The sequence below is a fragment of the Acetobacterium sp. UBA5834 genome, assembly GCF_002435675.1.
Lineage (GTDB): Bacteria > Bacillota > Clostridia > Eubacteriales > Eubacteriaceae > Acetobacterium > Acetobacterium wieringae.
The window spans coordinates 78,031-97,098 of the sequence record NZ_DJGY01000020.1 but is presented as its reverse complement, the minus strand read 5'-3'; the positions used below and the strand labels follow the sequence as shown (position 1 = coordinate 97,098).

Annotated in this window: 18 protein-coding genes and 2 riboswitches; of the genes, 16 read left to right on the top strand and 2 right to left on the bottom strand. The window is 45.0% G+C overall.

Features of this window, described 5'->3' with window-relative positions; all coding sequences use genetic code 11:
- The first annotated feature begins 1 nt into the window (after nt 1).
- The 6 genes from cbiD to B3F51_RS04705 all read left to right on the top strand — a co-directional run bounded on the left by cbiD (nt 2) and on the right by B3F51_RS04705 (nt 5,842).
- Nucleotides 2–1,147, top strand: a complete 1,146-nt coding sequence (gene cbiD / locus B3F51_RS04730) for a cobalt-precorrin-5B (C(1))-methyltransferase CbiD (RefSeq protein WP_286945734.1) — start codon at nt 2–4, stop codon at nt 1,145–1,147.
- Entirely contained in the window at nt 1,135–1,761 is a 627-nt protein-coding gene (gene cbiE / locus B3F51_RS04725; protein WP_148637940.1) for a precorrin-6y C5,15-methyltransferase (decarboxylating) subunit CbiE, read from the top strand. The genes cbiD and cbiE overlap by 13 nt, the downstream gene beginning before the upstream one ends.
- Nucleotides 1,754–2,332 carry a precorrin-6Y C5,15-methyltransferase (decarboxylating) subunit CbiT gene (gene cbiT, locus B3F51_RS04720; RefSeq protein ID WP_286945731.1) on the top strand — a complete coding sequence of 193 codons (579 nt, stop codon included), beginning with the start codon at nt 1,754–1,756 and terminating at the stop codon, nt 2,330–2,332. Before cbiE ends, cbiT begins: the two co-directional genes overlap by 8 nt.
- A gap of 205 nt (nt 2,333–2,537) precedes the next feature.
- A riboswitch (cobalamin riboswitch) is annotated at nt 2,538–2,726 on the top strand.
- Nucleotides 2,727–3,206: 480 nt separating this feature from the next.
- Nucleotides 3,207–3,920 (top strand): type 1 glutamine amidotransferase, encoded by a 714-nt coding sequence (locus tag B3F51_RS04715; RefSeq protein ID WP_286945730.1) that lies wholly within the window; start codon nt 3,207–3,209, stop codon nt 3,918–3,920.
- 264 nt (nt 3,921–4,184) lie between these two features.
- The gene (locus tag B3F51_RS04710) at nt 4,185–4,946 is read left to right on the top strand and encodes a creatininase family protein (protein WP_070369564.1); all 762 of its coding nucleotides are present in this window, start codon (nt 4,185–4,187) and stop codon (nt 4,944–4,946) included.
- Nucleotides 4,947–4,999: 53 nt separating this feature from the next.
- Complete coding sequence (locus B3F51_RS04705) at nt 5,000–5,842, top strand: hypothetical protein (RefSeq protein ID WP_286945728.1); 843 nt, start codon at nt 5,000–5,002, stop codon at nt 5,840–5,842.
- Nucleotides 5,843–5,913: 71 nt separating this feature from the next.
- Here the strand turns inward: B3F51_RS04705 and B3F51_RS04700 are convergent, their stop codons facing one another.
- Nucleotides 5,914–6,978 carry a chitobiase/beta-hexosaminidase C-terminal domain-containing protein gene (locus B3F51_RS04700; protein WP_286945726.1) on the bottom strand — a complete coding sequence of 355 codons (1,065 nt, stop codon included), beginning with the start codon at nt 6,976–6,978 and terminating at the stop codon, nt 5,914–5,916.
- A 306-nt stretch (nt 6,979–7,284) separates the two neighbouring features.
- Here B3F51_RS04700 and B3F51_RS04695 point away from each other — a divergent pair, with 306 nt between their 5' ends.
- From B3F51_RS04695 to B3F51_RS04680, 4 genes are all read left to right on the top strand, one after another.
- On the top strand, nt 7,285–7,959 hold the full coding sequence (locus B3F51_RS04695; protein WP_286945724.1) for a response regulator transcription factor: 675 nt from the start codon (nt 7,285–7,287) through the stop codon (nt 7,957–7,959).
- A gap of 1 nt (nt 7,960) precedes the next feature.
- On the top strand, nt 7,961–8,971 hold the full coding sequence (locus tag B3F51_RS04690) for a sensor histidine kinase (protein ID WP_228879258.1): 1,011 nt from the start codon (nt 7,961–7,963) through the stop codon (nt 8,969–8,971).
- Between the two features lie 121 nt (nt 8,972–9,092).
- A complete protein-coding gene (locus B3F51_RS04685) occupies nt 9,093–9,860 on the top strand; it encodes an ABC transporter ATP-binding protein (protein ID WP_228879256.1) in 768 nt (255 codons plus the stop codon).
- Nucleotides 9,853–11,838, top strand: a complete 1,986-nt coding sequence (locus B3F51_RS04680; RefSeq protein WP_286945720.1) for an FtsX-like permease family protein — start codon at nt 9,853–9,855, stop codon at nt 11,836–11,838. Before B3F51_RS04685 ends, B3F51_RS04680 begins: the two co-directional genes overlap by 8 nt.
- A gap of 201 nt (nt 11,839–12,039) precedes the next feature.
- On the opposite strand, the gene B3F51_RS04675 is transcribed toward B3F51_RS04680, so the two are convergent.
- Complete coding sequence (locus B3F51_RS04675; protein WP_286945718.1) at nt 12,040–14,076, bottom strand: putative bifunctional diguanylate cyclase/phosphodiesterase; 2,037 nt, start codon at nt 14,074–14,076, stop codon at nt 12,040–12,042.
- 198 nt (nt 14,077–14,274) lie between these two features.
- Nucleotides 14,275–14,452, top strand: a riboswitch (cobalamin riboswitch).
- Nucleotides 14,453–14,635: 183 nt separating this feature from the next.
- Here B3F51_RS04675 and B3F51_RS04670 point away from each other — a divergent pair.
- Genes B3F51_RS04670 through B3F51_RS04645 form a run of 6 tightly spaced genes read left to right on the top strand, consistent with a single transcriptional unit; the run spans nt 14,636 to nt 19,060 of the window.
- Entirely contained in the window at nt 14,636–15,382 is a 747-nt protein-coding gene (locus B3F51_RS04670) for an energy-coupling factor ABC transporter permease (RefSeq protein ID WP_070369556.1), read from the top strand.
- The gene (locus tag B3F51_RS04665) at nt 15,360–15,659 is read left to right on the top strand and encodes an energy-coupling factor ABC transporter substrate-binding protein (protein WP_286945716.1); all 300 of its coding nucleotides are present in this window, start codon (nt 15,360–15,362) and stop codon (nt 15,657–15,659) included. The genes B3F51_RS04670 and B3F51_RS04665 overlap by 23 nt, the downstream gene beginning before the upstream one ends.
- 35 nt (nt 15,660–15,694) lie before the next feature.
- Entirely contained in the window at nt 15,695–16,396 is a 702-nt protein-coding gene (cbiQ, locus tag B3F51_RS04660; protein ID WP_286945714.1) for a cobalt ECF transporter T component CbiQ, read from the top strand.
- Entirely contained in the window at nt 16,389–17,231 is an 843-nt protein-coding gene (locus tag B3F51_RS04655; RefSeq protein WP_286945711.1) for an energy-coupling factor ABC transporter ATP-binding protein, read from the top strand. The genes cbiQ and B3F51_RS04655 overlap by 8 nt, the downstream gene beginning before the upstream one ends.
- Nucleotides 17,206–18,498 (top strand): glutamyl-tRNA reductase, encoded by a 1,293-nt coding sequence (gene hemA, locus B3F51_RS04650; RefSeq protein WP_286945709.1) that lies wholly within the window; start codon nt 17,206–17,208, stop codon nt 18,496–18,498. Before B3F51_RS04655 ends, hemA begins: the two co-directional genes overlap by 26 nt.
- Complete coding sequence (locus B3F51_RS04645; RefSeq protein WP_286945707.1) at nt 18,476–19,060, top strand: precorrin-2 dehydrogenase/sirohydrochlorin ferrochelatase family protein; 585 nt, start codon at nt 18,476–18,478, stop codon at nt 19,058–19,060. The genes hemA and B3F51_RS04645 overlap by 23 nt, the downstream gene beginning before the upstream one ends.
- Nucleotides 19,061–19,068: the final 8 nt, after the last annotated feature.

Below are 19,068 nucleotides of genomic sequence, written 5' to 3'. Positions count from 1 at the left end.
GATGTTTAATAAAACCGTCGAAAAAAATGGCAAAATAATGCGTTATGGTTATACCACCGGTTCCTGTGCGACGGCGGCCACCAAAGCCGCCCTGCTGATGTTTTTAAATCAGCAGAAATGGGATACGGTAAAAATCAATACGCCCAAAGGCTGGCCCCTGGATCTGGTGCTTCATGATCAGACTTTTTCCGAGTACGAAGCGTCCTGTTCGGTAGTCAAAGACGCTGGGGATGATCCGGATGTGACCAATGGCATTAAGATTTTTGCAAAGGTGATCCCATCTGATCAGGCCGGGATCACTTTTATTGCTGGCATTGGCGTTGGGACGGTGACCTCGGTGGGACTGAGCATCCCCCCAGGTCAACCGGCCATTAATCCCACCCCCAGAGAGATGATCGCCCAGGAAATTCGTGCGGTTCTGGATTCTGATGCCATCAAGCATCGGCCCGATTTACCCAAAGGCTGGCAGGTGGAGCTGTCGATTCCCCAGGGAGTTGAGCTGGCCAAGCGCACCTTTAATCCCAAGCTGGGGATTGAAGGCGGACTGTCAATTATCGGCACCACCGGCATTGTGGAACCGATGAGTGAAGAGGCCTGGAAAGCTTCATTGAAATTGGAACTCTCGGTGCTTCATGCCAAGGGCTTTAATGAAATCATCTTTGTGCCCGGCAATTATGGCAAAGACTTCTCGGAGGAACTGGGGCTTAATGAAGATGTGCTGGTTAAGACCAGCAATTTTATCGGCTTTATGCTGGATGAGGCCGAGCGGATGGGTTTTGATAAAATTCTTTTAATTGGGCATCTGGGTAAGCTTGTCAAGGTAGCGGGCGGAATATTTAATACCCATAGCAGCGTGGCTGATGGCCGGATGGAGATTCTGACCGCCCATGCCGGTATCCTGGGTGCATCCCGGGATACCATGGCAAAAATCATGGCCGCCAAAACTACCGACGAAGCCACCGATATAATCCTGGCCGAAAATCTGCCGGACTATTTTAATCAGCTGGCCGAAGTGGTAAAGAAGAAAGTCACTGATCGGGTTTATGGCACTATTGATATCGAAGTGGTGCTGTTTTCCAAGATCCATGGCTTTTTAGGACAAAGCAAAGACGCAGAAGAGTTGAGGAAACGATTATGTACCCATTAAAAATTATTGGATTGGGACCGGGGCATCCGGATTATATCTTACCGATCGCCTTAAAAGAAATTGCCGCAGCGGAAGTGATTCTCTGTGGCACCCGCCACGCCGAAAGTTTTGATGCCAGTGGCAAGGAGATGCTTTTTATCGGCAAGGGAACCCCTCTCAGTGAGCTGATGGAAAAGGTTGCTAAGGGCTATCAGACCCGCAAAACCGCCCTGGTAGTTTCCGGGGACTGCGGTTTTTATAGTCTGCTGACCTATGCAAAAAAATTGGTGCCGGAAAAGGACATTGTCTGTATTCCTGGGATCAGCTCACTGCAGTATTTTTTTGCCAAACTGGCTATTAGCTGGGAGGATGCGAGGCTTTTGAGCTTGCACGGTCGGGATCAGGATTTGGCGGCGGCGCTGGCAGAAAACAAAAAGCTGGGTATTCTTACCGACAAAAATAATAATACGGCCTTTATTGCCGGAATCCTGCAGACAGCCGGTTGCGAGAACAGTATTCTTTATGTCGGTGAAGAGCTGTCCTATCCCAATGAAAAGATCACCCGACTAACGGTGGCAGAAGCCCTGACTTATCAGGAGGAAGGACTGGCAGTCGTGGTGGTGATCAATGAGTAAGATAGCAGGATACAAGGACGAGGCCTATATTCGCGGCAAGGCCCCAATGACCAAACGGGAAATCCGTATTTTAACCATTTCGTTACTGGGAATAAACCCTGACGATGTGGTGGTGGATATCGGCGCCGGTACCGGCGGTTTGACCATGGAAGCAGCTTATGCCGCCGAAAATGGCAAGGTCTATGCCGTGGAAGCCAAACAAACAGCCCTGGAGCTGGTGCAAAAGAATAAAGACCATTTTAAGGCCGATAACGTGGTGATTATCCCCGGCAAGGCGCCCGAGGCGCTGGCTGAAATCAAAGAGCCGGTAGATCGGGTCATCATCGGCGGTTCCGGTGGGAATATGGAAAGCCTTTTTCAGTGGTGTAAAGCCAATACCGGCCCCGGCGGCCGGGTCATTGCCAACTTTGTGACCCTGGAGAACGCCGCCCAGGCCACCACGCTGATGAATCAGTATTTTGACAATGTCGAACTGATTCAGGTCGGTATCAGCCGGGGCGAAGGCATCGGTGGTTTAACGATGCTGAAGGCCGCCAACCCGATTTTTATTATTACTGGCGACGTGAACTAAACAACCGTTTCGGTATTTACGAAACTCAATAAAACGAACAATGGTTGCGTCCAAGCAGTTTTCACAAACAATTTTGTAACGTGTAGGCGAACAGGCGATAGCCTGTACGCCGTACAGTGTAGAAATTGTTTCGTGCAAAACTGATTGGTAAGCTTGCGACACTTTCGGAATTGCAGAAAAACTGCTATTGACAAGCAGCAGTTTTTCGTGTAGAATGAATTCAATTAAATAGTGAACTTGTCCTATATTCAAGGGAAAAAGGTGTAAATCCTTTGCTGTAATCGCAGCTGTAAAACATGATGACCGTCTCATAGCCACTGTTAAGAAATTAGCGGGAAGGGAGATGGAAAGTTGATTGTTAAGCCAGAAGACCTGTTTGTAGTGATTTCTTAACAACCTCCGATTTAGAGGACTTTAAGAGCATTATATTTAGATTTGTAAGTATGATTCTTTTATCCTTCTCCGTTGGAGAAGGATTTTTTTTCGTCTTGCCGTCGGTGACGATCGCAAGCGAACCGGGAAGTGTGTGATTTCCGGCAGTTGGTTACTTTCTCCTAGCCAATTTTAGAATCTCTTCGAATAAAGGGACATCTCCAAGTCAGTATTTAATACCCTTCCTCGGGGATGGTGTGTGACATCCCCGAATTTACCTTGCTTTCATTAATTTACATTTTTGATAGAATTTATTCCTCATTTCTGCTTAGATTTTTCTGGCCAAAAATTTGAGCACCAATAAAAGAAGTGCATTTTCTTATGGATGCGCTTTTTTTATTGGAATGGATTTCTTTTAATAAAAAATATTTTTGAAAAAGCGCCGAAAATGGTATACTTGCTATAAAAAATACTGATAACTATTCAGATAGGAAGGTCACAGATGAGAATTCACTATTTACAGCACGTCGCCTTTGAAAATCCCGGCAGTATTCTAAAATGGGCCCAAGCCAACAATTATCCCGTCACTGCGACACAATTGTATAACGATGAAGTGCTGCCGGAGGTGAGTGATTTTGATTGGCTGGTGGTGATGGGGGGGCCGATGAACATTTATGAAGAAGCGGAATACCCCTGGCTGAAGGCCGAAAAAGCATTCATTAAAGCCGCTATTGAAGCCAACAAGGTAGTCCTAGGACTGTGTCTCGGCAGTCAGTTGATTGCGGATATCATCGGCGGGAAGGTCGTGAAAAATAAGCAAAAAGAAATCGGTTGGTTTCCGATCACGTTTTTTGAAGAAGCCAAAGCATCGCCACTGTTTGCCTTTTTCCCGGACAATCCAGTCGTGTTTCACTGGCATGGGGACACCTTTGTCGAGTTGCCGCCGGAGGCCACCGTCATTGCAGCCAGTGCCGCCTGTCAAAACCAGGCCTTCGTCTACCAGAAACGGGTTTTTGGCTTTCAGTTTCATCTGGAAAATACCCAGGCAATTATTAAAGATCTGATTAAAAATTGCGGCGATGAAATGATCCCCAGTGATTTTGTACAGCGGCCGGAGGAAGTCATGGCCCACCCGGAATACATCCTTCAGGACAATCTCTGGATGGCAGCTTTTTTAGACCAGCTGAAACTACTGGTTGAAGCTGACCGGATTTAATAAAAATCTTTATTCACAACAACTGACTGGTGAAAAAGTGGGTAAATATAAATCAGAATCTATTTAAGCAATTCTAAAATTCAAAAGAGTTGATCAAAAATTGCTTTGCGTTTAGTTTCCACAAACAATTTTGTAACGTGTAGGCGAACAGGCGATAGCCTGTACGACGTACAGTGTAAAAATTGTTTCGTGCGAAACTGAATGCGAAGCTCACGGCACTTGTGCAAAAGTCTAAGAAACAATTTGATTGAAAGGAATTTTATAATGAAAAAGGTAATGCTTAACGAAATGACCGCCCTGGAAGTTCAGGAGCTGTTAAAAAATGCCGATCAGGTCACCGCCATTGTGACCTTTGGATCCTGCGAGAGCCATGGCTGGCATTGCTGCCTGGGGCCGGACTTTTTTGTGCCCTCCGAGGTGGCCAAACGCGTGGCGCAGAAGCTTAACAATGTGGTAGTGCTACCCTGCGTTCCCTTTGGGACTTCGATTCATTATAACTCTTACCCGATGTCAATCACCTTGCGCTATGAAACCGAGATTGCCATTGCCGAGGATATCTTTGAGAGTCTGATTAACAATGGCATCAAACACATTTATATTCTAAATGGTCATGACGGTAATATTCCGGCGCTCGAAATAGCCGCCCATAAGGTCAAGGATCGCCATCGCGAGGCAAAATTTCTTTATCTGCCGGATTGGTGGACCAAGGTTGGCCCGATTATGGGTGACCGCTTTGAAGTCTGGAACGGACTGGGCCATGGCGGTGAAGGCGAAACCTCGATTATGATGGCGCTACGCCCGGAACTGGTCAAGCTGGAAGATGCGGTATCCCAGGTACCGGAAAATGTCATTAAGATCAATGAAAAGGTTGACATTATCTGGGATATCAAGGAACTCACGGCCACTGGGGCCACTGGCGACCCCACAAAAGCCAGCATAAAAAAAGGCGAGCAAATGCTTGAGATCTTTGTCGATTTGGTGGCCAGCGCCATTGAAGAAATGAATAGCCGGGGTTGGGAGTATTAGTTTTTTGGTGGTAAAAGGATAGTTCTGATAAAATGAAAAGAGGTGGTTAAGTAATGAAAAAATTAATGGTGCTACTGACAATGCTTGGTTTAGTCGTGTTCCTGTCGGGCTGTTCGCTGATCCCGGGAATTTTTGGCAACAAGTCAGAGTCGGTAAAAAATCAGGAAATCACTCTGGCCTTGTCGTTTGGTGAGAAAACCGGCACTTATACGGGTCAATTGGTCAAAGGTTTACCCCAGGGGAATGGTGTCTTTACTGTTTCCGACGAGGATGAAGTGGCCTGGACCTATGAGGGCGAATGGGAACAAGGTCATTTTCAGGGGAGCGGGCAAACTGTCTGGGAAGATGGGTTTATGCAGGAAGGCTACTACCAGAATGATTTGTTAAATGGGCCGGGACAAGAATATCTTAATAAGAATCTCATATATGATGGCAATTACACTGATAATCGTTATGACGGACAGGGTACGCTTTACAACTATTATGGCGAGGTGATTTACGAAGGTGATTTTGACATGGGCTACTATAACGAGACGCTGGTTCAGCGAAAGGTGCGCATGGATCCGTTTAAAGCGCAAACCGCAGAAATATCCTACGCCGAAATCGTTGATAACGCCAAAAACGAAACTGGAAAAAAAGTCAAGATGACAGGGCGGGTTTTTCAGGTTTATGAAAATTATGAAAATCAGCAATACTTCTGTGATTTTATCATGGATGTCAATGATGATCCTAATCAGATGGTTCAGGTTTATTATCGCTTGAATTCGGGTGAAGCACCGCTGGTTGAAGGTCAAATGGTAACGGTCTGGGGTACCGTTGAATACCTCTATACCTACACCACCGATGGCGGCGAGGAAAACACCATTCCTAATGTGGAAGCCTGGAGTGTGGAATAGAATTTAATAACTGTAACCCAGAAAAACTCCCGGTCATACGACTGGGAGTTTTTAGTACTGGCAGTAGTGCGCTAATTCAGGGTAATAATATCGGATCCGGCAAATTGGAAAGGTAAATGATATTGACCGCTACCGATATATTCAGCAGCGGCATAGTCCCACCAGGGTTTGCCTTCATGACGGAGCCGCATCTGATTATCACCAGGGGTTCCAAAATCAAATTCAATCAGGATATCACCTGCATTGTAGCCTTCAACCGTAAAATTAAGAACCTTGATGGTGCCGCCGTTATCAGTGGTTGAAACAACACTATAATCACCGGTTGCATTGCTCAGAGGGTTGGGGATGTGCTCGGTATAGGTCGTTTGAGAAATCGACAACGAATTGCCATAATCGGTTTTATACCATACTCCATAGATTCTGTTAATAAATTCTTCCGGGGTTAGCACAGACTGGGTATTGGCTTGGGGGGCGGTCAGGATGTATTTTCCTTCAATCGTTGCACTGGAAAAGCCTTTATCGCTCACTGCGACGGCTTTAACCGTGGTTTCGCCAAGGGGTAGGGGAATGGCACTGGTGTATTTTGGCGAGGTCTTGTCGGGGACATTGCCATCAACGGTATAATAAATCGTATAACCAGAGTTACCCTTGATGATTTCCAGGTTTTGGGCACCCTCATAGCTGCCCGGAGCCAGGTTGAAACTGGGCGGTTTAACCAGATAGCTGTCCTGGTTTTGAATGTAGCTTTGATCCCCGGTTTCTTTGGCGGCCCGTTCCAGTAAGGCCAGAATCTCAGCTTCGGATTTTCCGGAGGTTGCATAGGAACTGAGCAGTTCGTCATAGAGTTTTTTTAATTCCTCCTGATCGGTGGTTTTTTCTATTTTTTCTTCACTGGTCAGATTGGCTGAGGCAAACTGATTGTACAGGAAAAAAGTGAGGCCACCAAGAATCAGAATACTGCCAACAATTGCTAGGATGATAATCAATTTTTTTTTGCTTTTTTTTGGTGGTGGAACAATTGGTGATGAGTGGTTTTGATTTGAGTCGACCTCAGTTCGCTCCAGTTCAGCCCAATTTAATTCGTCATGAGCTGATTTGGCGTCATTGCGGTCAGGTGAGTGTTCGTGATCAGTCATTTTTACCCCTCCTTGTCCGGGTTGGAATCGAAACACGTAAAAATTCTGCGCTACAAAAGTTAAGAAATGGCAGGGAATTGATCATCCAAATAATTAACCGTGTCGTTATTAAATCTATACCCATTTACCGGATTTTTATATAGTTGTTATTGACGAGTTTTAAAAAATATGAACAATCTAATCAGTTGGATTTTGAAATCTGCTTGATTTGCTTTATAATAGTGAATAACTGGCAACGAATCATGCGTGTTTCGCCTTGATCATGAGTATTTTGTCTGCCGGTGAAAAAATGATTGGATGGATTATATGTATAAAATACTAATTATCGAAGATGATCAGATTATCGCAAATGCGTTAAAAAATCATTTGGAAAAATGGGGACTTGAAGCAGTGACTATCGATGATTTTCATTATATTTTGGATGAATTTGTGACTTGCGATCCCCAGCTGGTGCTTCTGGATATCTCACTGCCATTTTTTAACGGCTACCACTGGTGCAGCGAGATCCGCAAGATTTCCAAGGTACCGATTATCTTTATTTCCTCCACCAGTGACAATATGAACATCGTCATGGCCATGAATATGGGCGGGGATGACTTTATTGCCAAGCCCTTTGATCTGGCGGTGGTGGTGGCAAAAATTCAGGCCCTACTGCGGCGAACCTACTCCTTTCAGGGTCAGGTCAACCTGCTGGAACATAAAGGTGCGATTTTGAATCTCGGTGATGCCAGCCTGAGCTATGCGGATCAAAAAGTGGAGCTGAGTAAAAATGAGTTTAAGACCCTCCAGATTCTGCTGGAAAACAAGGGCGAAGTGGTTTCCCGGGATGTGATTATGAAACGGCTCTGGGACAGTGACTGCTTTGTGGATGACAATACGCTAACGGTTAATATCACCAGGCTCCGCAAAAAACTGGATGAGGCCGGATTGTCGGATTTTATTGCCACCAAAAAAGGCGTCGGTTATTTGATTGGAGACTAAGATGAACATGACATTTGTTTTTAAGGCCTACCTGAAAAGCCGGATCAAGGTAATTGCTGCATTTGTGTTAATGATGCTGGTCTATGCGCTGGTCTATGCGCTCTACTATCTGCCGCTGGAGCCGATTGTTTACAGTGCCGAATTAGTAACGGCACTGGCAGTCGTTTTTGCCAGTATCGATTTTTGGCGCTTTTATCAAAAACATCAGCGTTTGAATGCAGCAATTAGCGGAGCCACTGCCGGGGTAGGGGAATTACCAAAGCCCCGGGATTTACTGGAAGAGAATTATCAAACTCTGATTCGGGTGCTGGCCGAGAGTCGGGCTGAACTGATCTCCCAGTTTGATAACCGTCAAACCGATATGATCGACTACTATACCTTATGGGCCCACCAGATTAAAACCCCGATCTCGGCCATGGGGGTGCTACTGCAGACCGAAGAGGGGGATCGGGAACGGATCAGTGCCTATCGGCAGGAACTTTTTAAGATCGAACAATACGTGGAGATGGTGCTGCAGTATTTACGGCTGGAAAGCATGTCCGCAGACTTGCTGCTGGTTGAGTATAATCTGGGGGATCTGGTCCGACAGGCGGTAAAAAAATATGGCATTATTTTTATCAATAAAAAAATATCGCTGGAGTTGGCAGAACTCGATTGCCGGGTTCTGACTGATGAAAAATGGCTGGTCTTTGTGCTGGAACAGATTATTTCCAATGCGCTGAAGTACACCAATCAGGGTAAGATTTCCATTTATCTCGATCACCAGGCAGAAAAAACTTTGATCATCGAAGACACCGGCGTCGGCATCCGAGCCGAAGACATTGCCCGGATTTTTGACCGGGGCTTTACGGGTTACAATGGCAGAATGGATAAAAAATCCACTGGGATTGGTCTTTATCTGTGTCAGCAGGTGTTAAATAAGCTCTCGCATTCGATCACGGTAGCCTCCCAGGTGGGGCAGGGTACCCGGGTCAGCATTGATCTGGCGACCCGAGGATTTGAAGCGCTCTAAGCCAATCTTACAAAAGTGTAAGATTAACAATCGAAATGTAAGGCAAAGCGATGGCTGGATCTTTTCTTTTTCGTTATACTTTGGTTATCGATAAAATAAATCTAAGATCAGGGGAAAAAATATGCGATTACTTGAAGTAAAGAATTTAAAGAAAATTTATACCACCCGCTTTGGCGGAAATCAGGTTCAGGCCCTATCTAACGTCAGCTTCTCGGTGGAGCAGGGCGAGTACGTGGCCATTATGGGGGAATCCGGTTCGGGAAAAACGACCCTGCTCAACATTCTGGCCTCGTTGGATAAGCCTACCAGTGGCGAAGTATTTCTTGATGGAAAGAACATTGTCACCATCAAGGACAGTGAGATCTCAGCCTTTCGGCGGGACAATCTGGGCTTTGTTTTTCAGGACTTTAATCTGCTCGATACCTTTTCGATTCAGGATAATATCTTTTTGCCGCTGGTGCTGGCTCAAAAAAATTATCAGGAAATGAACAGCCGACTGGGTCCCTTGGCCAAACGATTAAACATCGAAGAAATATTAAAGAAATTTCCCTATGAGGTTTCCGGGGGACAAAAACAGCGGGCGGCTGTGGCCCGGGCGTTGATTACCCAGCCCAAGCTGGTACTGGCCGATGAGCCGACCGGAGCCCTGGATTCCAAGGCGGCAATGAATCTGCTAAAGATTTTTTCAGCCATCAATGAACAGGGACAGACCATTCTGATGGTTACCCATTCCGTGGCAGCTGCCAGCCATGCCAATCGGGTTTTGTTTATTAAAGATGGCGAAATCTACAATCAGATCTATCGGGGTTCGATGAGTAACGATGATATGTATCAGAAAATCTCCTATACATTGTCGGTGCTGGCGTCGGGAGGTGAGGATTGTGAATAAGTTCTTTTATCCCCGGCTGGCACTGGTTAACCTCAAGAAGAACGGAAATACCTACATTCCCTATATTCTAACCTGTATCGGATCGATCATTGCTTTTTACACCATGGTTTCGATCCACAGTAACAAGGGCCTCGATCAAATGCCAGGATCGATCAATTTAAAGACCATTCTTTTTCTGGGGATCATTGTGATTGGTATATTTGCGGTTATTTTTCTTTTTTACACCAACAGTTTTTTGATCAAACGGCGCAAAAAAGAACTGGGCTTATACAGCATCCTGGGTCTGGAAAAAAAGCATATCGCCCGGGTGTTGTTTTATGAAACCGTCTTTGTGACGGTGATCAGCCTGAGTCTGGGACTGATCGGCGGCATACTGATTGGCAAATTGCTGTTTTTACTGCTTTTGAATATTGTTCATTTCAAGAGTCCCCTAAGTTTTCATATTGATTATTGGGGGCTGTTAATCACCACCGGGGTGTTTCTGGTCATCTTTGGCTTGACGCTCCTGACAAATTTTTTGCAAGTAAAACTCTCAAACCCCATCGATCTTCTAAAAGGCGGACAGCATGGGGAGAAAGAACCAAAATCTTCCTGGATTGTTACCGTGATCGGGCTTGTTTCCCTGGGGGCGGGTTATGGAATTGCCCTGTCGGTTAAAACACCACTAGAGGCACTGATGCTTTTCTTTGTGGCAGTGGTATTTGTCATCATCGGAACCTATGCCTTATTTATTTCCGGGAGCATTACCCTGCTAAAACAACTGAAAAAGAACAAAAAATTTTATTATCAGTCCCGCAATTTTATTTCAGTATCGGGGATGATTTACCGGATGAAACAAAACGCCGTGGGGCTGGCCAATATCTGTATTTTGAGCACCATGGTGTTAGTCACCCTGTCGACAACGGTATCCTTGTATGTCGGTCAGGAAGGGATGCGTCGGGATTTTTATCCCATGGATGTCAGCATTATCGGCGAAGCAGGCAACACTGACTTCGATGAAGTCAAAGCGCTGCTTGAATCAGAAAAAGAAAAATTAATGGTGAGGAGTAGCGATGAAATTTCTTTTGATTTGGCTCGTTTTCGAGCTTTTCAGGAAGGTAGTCATTTTCTGAAGGATATGGTTGATGATGAAAGCACCGATGCCAGGTATTACGAAAGGATCTCAAACATAACCCTGATTCCCCTGGACGACTATAACCGCTTAACCGGTGGCAACAAAAGTCTGGCTGAAAATGAAATGCTGATCTTTTCGGTGGGTGACAATTATGGCCAAGCGACCATTGTTTTTGGCGATGCGCAGTATCTGATTACTGAACAGCTGGAAGCCATTCCAATGGACTTTAAAAAGACTCAGGATATGGGCCAAACCTACTACCTGATTGTCAAAGATGATGCAGTTATGGAGGCCGTTTATCAGACCATGAAAAACGACGATGATCCCCAGACCACCCTCCATGCCCTGATGTTTAATCTCGATGGGGACGAGGACACCCTCAACACCTTTTCCGCTAATCTGCGGACAGCGGTAACCCAGAGCAATCCAGATATCAACATCCAAAACCTGTATGAAGCATTGACGGAATTGTATTTCTTTTTTGGTGGATTTTTGTTTCTGGGGGTATTTTTAGGATCACTCTTTATGATGGCAACGGTCTTAATTATTTATTTCAAACAGATTTCCGAAGGCTATGAAGACAGTGAACGGTTTGAGATCATGGAGAAGGTGGGAATGGATAAAACCGAGGTTAAAAAAACCATCCGTAAGCAGATTCTGATGGTGTTCTTTTTGCCCCTGGCCGGTGCCATTGTTCATGTGGCTTTTGCCTTCCCGGTGATCACCAAAATGCTGGCTGCCTTCCGGCTGACCAACGTAACGCTGATCTTTTTATGCACTCTGGCTGGTGTTGTCGTTTATGCCCTGGTTTATACCGGCGTCTATCTGCTTACCGCCAGATCATATTATAAGATGATCCATTAAGAACAACTGCGGCAACTAAAAAATCCCCAATTTCAGGGGATTTTTGACTATCAAAAAAGATAACTTAGTACCGACAATTGTTACATCATGTTGTGACCTAGGGGTCAGACCCTACGCATCGGGGCGGACATGGCAGAACCTGTCCGATCCCGCAGCGAACAACAGATTAACAATTGGTCGATACGGTAGTTTGTGCGTTTCCTATTTCAGGGGATTTTTTTGAAGTAGTGCTTCCATGTCTTTAACGCTCATGGGTTTGCCAAACATAAAGCCCTGAATGCAATCGCAGTTGTTGGCTTTTAAATAGTCCAGTTGGGTGCTGTTTTCAATACCTTCGGCAACAATGTGGGCATCCAGGTTATGACCAAGTGAAATGATATCGCCGACAATGCGGATTGAGGAATCCTGATCGGAGAGATCATCAATAAAGGATTTGTCAATTTTTAAGGTGTCAATCGGCAGCCGCCTTAGATAACTCAGGGATGAAAACCCGGTGCCAAAATCGTCCAGGGAAATTCGGACGTTTAATGCTTTGATTTCATTGAGCATGTCAATGGTTTCTTCGATGTTATCGATAAAGAGGGATTCGGTAATTTCCAGTTCCAACTGCCTGGGATCCATGCTGGTTTCGGAAAGAACGTTTTTAACCGTGTCGACAAAGTTTTTGTCCCGCATCTGCACCGCTGACACATTCACCGAGACGCAGAGATTCTGATCAAAACGCATATCCAGTTCCTTGAATTTATGACAGGCGGTCAGAAGCACCCAGTGGCCGATGCCGATGATCAGCCCCATTTCTTCAGCCAGGGGGATAAAGTTCATCGGAGCAACCCGGCCATAGTGGGGGGAGTCCCAGCGGATCAGGGCTTCAAAGCCGCGGATGCGATGATCCTCGGCATTAAACTGAGGCTGATACTCAATGAAAAATTCCTTATTCTCATAGGCTTTCAAGAGCAGGGATTCCATTTGAATCTTATTAAGAATTTCTTCTTTCATGTCCGGTCTGAAAAATTGAATGTTATTGCGGCCCAGCTCTTTGGCCTTGTACATTGAGGTATCGGCACTGTTAAGCAGCTCAATGGGATCCTTGCCATCCTGCGGGAAGACCGAGATACCGAAGCTGGCACTGACTTTAAATTCTGAGCAGCTGGTTTTGATTTTATCACATAGTTCATTGCGCAGGCTTTCCACGTAGTTGTAAGCAGCATCTTCTTTGATATTCCGCTGAATGATCAGGGCAAATTCATCGCCACCCAATCGGCCCAGTAAATCATCTTCGTGAACGAGCTCCTTCAAACGTCTGGCAGTATACCTTAAATAGTCGTCACCATAGAGATGGCCCATGGTATCATTGATTTTTTTAAAATTATCCAGATCGATAAAGACAATAAAAAAGGATGCCTTTTCATTTTCGGAAAGATTAACGAGCAGATGCAAGCGTTCCAGAATCATTTTGCGATTAGGGAGCTCGGTCAGACCATCGTAATACGCCAGAAAATGGAGCCGCTCTTCGTTCTTCCTTATTTCTTCATTGAAGGCCTGAAGTTCCTGATTCTGAACGGCCAGTGTCTTTTTGGTAAGGATTAGTTTTTTGTAGAGCCGGGCAATTTTTTCTTTTTGCGAAGTAACCACATTCAGACGAACCACGGCTTTATCATAGCGATTCAAATTCAGATAAAAAGTTGCTGAAGCCAGGCAGAAAATAAAGCAGAACAGCAGATTTTGAATTAAAAAATAAACCGGGCTAAAAAGAAATCCGTCAACTGGCAACAAAAAGGTGACATACAAGCCGCAGACAAAGGTGGTTATGGCAATGTAATAAAGCATCGTTATTTTTAATCGCATCAGTGAAAGGATAATCATCACAAACGAAACAGACCATACTGCCGGACCGATAATCTGGTAGTATTGGACGACGATAAAAGCCAGAGTGATGGATTGGGTGAGTGAAACGAGATGATCAAATAAATTGATAGTCAATTCTTTTCGGGAAATGAATTCAAAGCTTAGCCCCAGCAATAAAAATATCCCGCTGTTTAACAGAACCTCAACTAAATTGCCGCCCCAAAAAAAGTACACAACAATGATATTGGCCAGGGCGCCCAAAAATAAAAGGGGCGACGCCCACATACAGGTGATTAGATTTTGATAATATAATATTTGGGCAGGATCATCTTCGGCATTTAATAAATCGAACACAACCGGTATGGTTCGCTTGAATTTAATGTTGTTCATCATACCACCTCTTTACCATTAAAGAATTACAAATATGCTGCTCTATTGTATCATTTTTGGGATCTGATTGCGAGTGATAGAACGCTAACTAAAAAATTATCTGCAGTGATTTCAGGAAAGCCGTTTTTTAGCCTTAAGGCATCTAAAAAAACCTGTACTTTTGTCATATCCATGTTATAATATAAACACAATTAAATAAGAAATGTAAAAAATCATTTAGGATGAAAATTTCATTGAGGGAATCTGGTTAGAATCCAGAACGATCCGGTCACTGTAATTAGTTATGTCTCCTTAATATGTCACTGGGCACGTTTTGTCTGGGAAGGCAAGGAGAATAAACGCTATAAGTCAGGAAACCTACTAAAATGATGTACTAAAGTGTCCTTCCAGGGAAAAGGGAAGTTAGTAACATTAACAAAAGTTGGTTCTTTGGCGTTTAGTTATCGAATTGATGAATACGTGTAATGATGAAACCTTTTTTCCCATCGTAATGTGGGTAAAAGGTTTTTTTTTCGGAAAGGTTTTTCAAGAGGTTATAAAAATATGGAGGTTGATCGTAAAGATGAAAAAAGCTAAAAGAACCATGACCGTTGCCGGTATTGTGTTTTTTATGGTCGTTCTGGCATCACAGCCAGTCAATGCCATGCATATCATGGAAGGTTTTCTGCCGATTGGCTGGGCAGTCTTCTGGTGGATATGTTCCCTGCCGTTTATCGCATTTGGATTATATCAGGTGGGAAAAATATTTAAAGATAAACCCGAACAAAAAGTGCTGTTAGCCATTGCCACGGCGTTCACCTTTGCTTTATCAGCGTTTAAACTGCCATCGGTAACTGGCAGCTCTTCACATATGACCGGGATTGGTTTGGGTGCCATTGTACTGGGTCCCTTTGCCACTGTAGTGGTTGGTACCATTGCGCTATTGTTTCAGGCGCTGCTGTTGGCTCATGGCGGACTGACAACCCTGGGCGCCAATGCCTTTTCAATGGCAATTGTGGGATCTTTTGTGGCTTATGGGATTTACAAAGGTTTGTCAAAACTCAACGTGCCCAAGGCCTTAACCGTTTTTCTGGCGGCGTGTTTAGCCGATCTGGCAACCTATGTAACCACTTCCATCCAGTTGGGCCTGGCTTTTCCGGATCCGGTTGGCGGGATTGCCGCTTCAATGGTTAAGTTTTTAAGTATCTTTGCGATTACCCAGATACCGCTGGCCATTATCGAAGGTATTTTAACCGTCCTGGTAGTTAATGCCATTTACCAATATAAAGAAAAGGGGATTATTTCCAATGAAACTCTCACCGATAACTAAAGTTATTCTGGTTTTGCTGATTGGCGCCCTGATTGTTATTCCGCAGATTGTTTTGCCGGACGCCGAATTTTCGGGCGCTGATGATGCCGCCGGAACAGCCATCACCACAATCGATGAAAATTATGTGCCCTGGTTTGAAAGCTTGTTTGATCCCGGCGATCTGGAAGAAAACCTGTTTCATTTCCAACAGCTGCTAGGCGTCGGTGGACTGGGAATCTGCTTTTTCTACCTTTATAAAAAAGCAAAAAAAAATGAAAAGGCTGATAAATCAGCTTGATGAAATACTAACAGCATCTTTAGAAGGAGACGGACATGATTGATCGTTTTGCCCATACCAATAAACTTAGCAATGCCAATCCTACGGTTAAAGTAGTGGTTTCATTGGTCATGCTCCTGTCGGTCTTTTTTATCAATCAACCCCTGTATATGGCAGGGGTTTTTGGTGTTATGGTGGGTTGTACCCTGCTGTGGGCAAAAATTCCGGTACGGATTTATCTACATACCTTGATTTTTGATTCGCTATTTGTTATTCCCGGAGCCCTGGCGTTATTGTTTACGATTTCAAAAGGTGGCGGCGATTATTTATGGGCCGTTAACTTTTTCCAGTTTACCATCGGCATTACCACCACCAATCTGGTGCTGGCCAGTCTGGTTTTTTGCCGGGCTATGGCCGGTGTTTCCTGTATGCTTTTTTTAATTTACACCACCCCGGTAATGCAGATCGCCGGAGTCATGAAAAAAGCTCACATCAGTAATACGTTTTTAGAAATATTTATTTTAACCTACCGCTTCATCTTTGATTACTGGGACAAAATAAAACTGATGGCCACCGCCCAGGAACTGCGGTTTGGCTACCGTAATGTAAGAGTTGCACTGCAATCCATCGCAATGATGTTAAGCAATTTATTTCTCATGGCCATCCAGAGCTACGAGGAAATGACAAAAACCCTGGAGCTTAAGCAATACCAGGGAGACTTTCATGTAAGCTATCGGAAAGGTCTTAAAAATGATTAAAACAGAAAATTTAACCTATCAATATCCAGATGGCACCACCGCTCTCAAGGGGGTGTCGATTGACGGCAGCCGGGGCAATTGCATCGCCCTGATCGGAGAAAACGGAGCCGGCAAATCGACCCTGATGTCGGCCTTGATTGGGCTACTCAAGCCCACCGGGGGAACCGTTTTTTTTAAGGATCAACCTTTATCCTATCAGAAAAAAAAACTTTATGAATTTCGCAAATCGATTGGGCTGGTCATCCAGGAATCGGATAAGCAGGTCTTTTATTCCGGCATTTATGACGATGTGGCCTTTGCCCTGCGAAACATGGGCATGGCAGCGGAGCAAATCGATCAGCGGGTGCAGGCGGCCATGGAAGCTACCGGAATCTCGCTGTTAGCCGACCGACCAGTGCATTATCTCAGCTATGGCCAAAAGAAACGGGTGGCTATGGCCGGGGTTTTAGCCGTCGAACCGGAGATCATCCTGATGGATGAACCGACCCTGGGACTCGATCCTAAAAGTAAGGCCGGGGTTAAAGCGATTATTGAAGGCGCTTTGGCCAAAGGCATTAAGATTATTTTATCCAGCCATGATATGGATTTTATTTATGAATTTTGTGATTATACTTATGTGCTCCATCATGGCGGGGTACTGGTCGAAGGTGAAACCACCGACGTTTTTAAAAACACCGAAGCCCTGGAAACGGCCAGTCTGGAACAGGCAACGATGACTCGCCTGGAACAGTGTCTGGGGATTAAAGGGTTTCGCAGCATTGCCGCTCTGGAAGAAGCGATCAGGAATCAGAAAAAGGAGGTTCAAACGGATGAAACTGGTAGTAGCGGGCATTAATCATAAGGATACACCTTTAGAAATTCGGGAGAAAGGGGCTTTTCTCCATCGCACCCTGAATGAAGCGATTCGTACCCTTTTAAAAGAAAAGGATATCGCCGAGGTGATCATTCTGTCGACCTGCAACCGCAGTGAGATTTATGTGTCAACCCGCCACCCTGAAGCAGCTGGAAAAATCTTAACTGATTTTTATCTCAGCGAAAAATCAGCGGAACTGGCACCCTATCTGTTTGTCAAAAAAGAGCGGGAAGCGATGGTTCATCTCTATGAGGTGGTCACTGGTCTCGACTCGATGATTCTGGGTGAGGACCAGATCCTTGGCCAGGTCAAGGATGCGCTGGAAAAATCTCAGGCAATTAAAGGCTGTGGCAAATACCTGACAAAAATGTTTCGCGAAGCGATCACCTTTACCAAAAAAGTAAAAACCGATTATAAAATTTCCGAAACCCCCTTATCCTTAAGTTCAACCGCAGTCAAGCATATTAAACGAGAGTATCCTAATGATTATGGCGATAAAAAAATATTGATCATCGGTTCGGGAAAAATGGGCGTGCTGGCACTGCGCTATATGAAGGCCGAGGGCTTTCAGAATCCCTACATGACCAACCGGACCTTTCATAATATGGATCAGTGCGAAGCGATTCATGAAAACGTCCAAACGATCCACTATGAAGACCGCTATGCGATTATTCCTGAAATGGATGTGATCATTACCGCTACCGCATCACCCCATGTTGTTTTAAAAGCCGATGAAATGAAGCCGCTCCATAAACCGCTGACGGTGATCGATCTGGCGCTGCCCCGGGATGTCGAAGAAGCCGTTGGCAATTTGCCGATGGTTACGCTGTTGACCATTGATGATTTTAAAAACATCATGGATGAAAAGATGGCCTATCGGGTCAAAGTCGCCGAAAAAATAGCAGCCGAAATTCAGGATGAAATCGATGGACTGTTGTCCTGGGTGACGCACGCCAAGGTCGACAACATGGTCCGGGATTTAAACGAAACCTCCCGGCAACTGGCCGAGGAAACGATTGAGAACCTTTGCGGAAAATTAAACCTGACCGAAAAAGAAGAAGTCTATCTGGCCAAAGTAATCCGCTCTAAATTTAGGGAAATGGTGATGCCGCCGATTAAACAGCTGAAGTCGCTGGAATGCGAAGAGGAAATTATTGGCATTGAAAAAACCGTGACCTACCTGTTCCCGGGTATTCAGGACAAAAAAACATTGGCAGATCAACAAAATGATGACACCGCTGTTATTTAATTTAAAAAACAAAAAGGCCCTGGTGGTCGGCGGCGGGAAGGTGGCCGCCAGACGGATTGTCACCTTACTGGAAAACGGCATGCAGGTGATCGCTGTGAGTCCGGATTTTTCTGAGGCGATTATTAAAACCGAGAACAATCAGCTGATCCTGATAAATGCTGGCTATCACAAAGATCAGCTGGCGGACATTGATCTGGCGGTGGCGGCAACCGATAATCGTGCCTTGAATGGGCAGATCAAAAAGGACTGTCAAGCCCAAAAAATCTGGTGTAACCGGGTCGACGATCCCGATGATTCGGATTTCATTTTTCCCAGCGTCATTCGCCGGGGGGACTTAACCCTGTCGGTCTGTACCGAAGGGGCAAGTCCCTTCTTAACGAAGCAGATTGTTGCTGAGTTGGCCGAGCACTATGATGACAGCTACACCGAAAAAACCGCCTTATTGCGATTGCTGCGCCAGGCAGTTTTAGCCGGCGATGGGTCGCCGAACGAAAAAACCGCAGAACTTAAAGCCTTGTCCCGATGTTCCAATGCGGAACTCAGGTCAAAACTAGGAAAATAACTGACAAT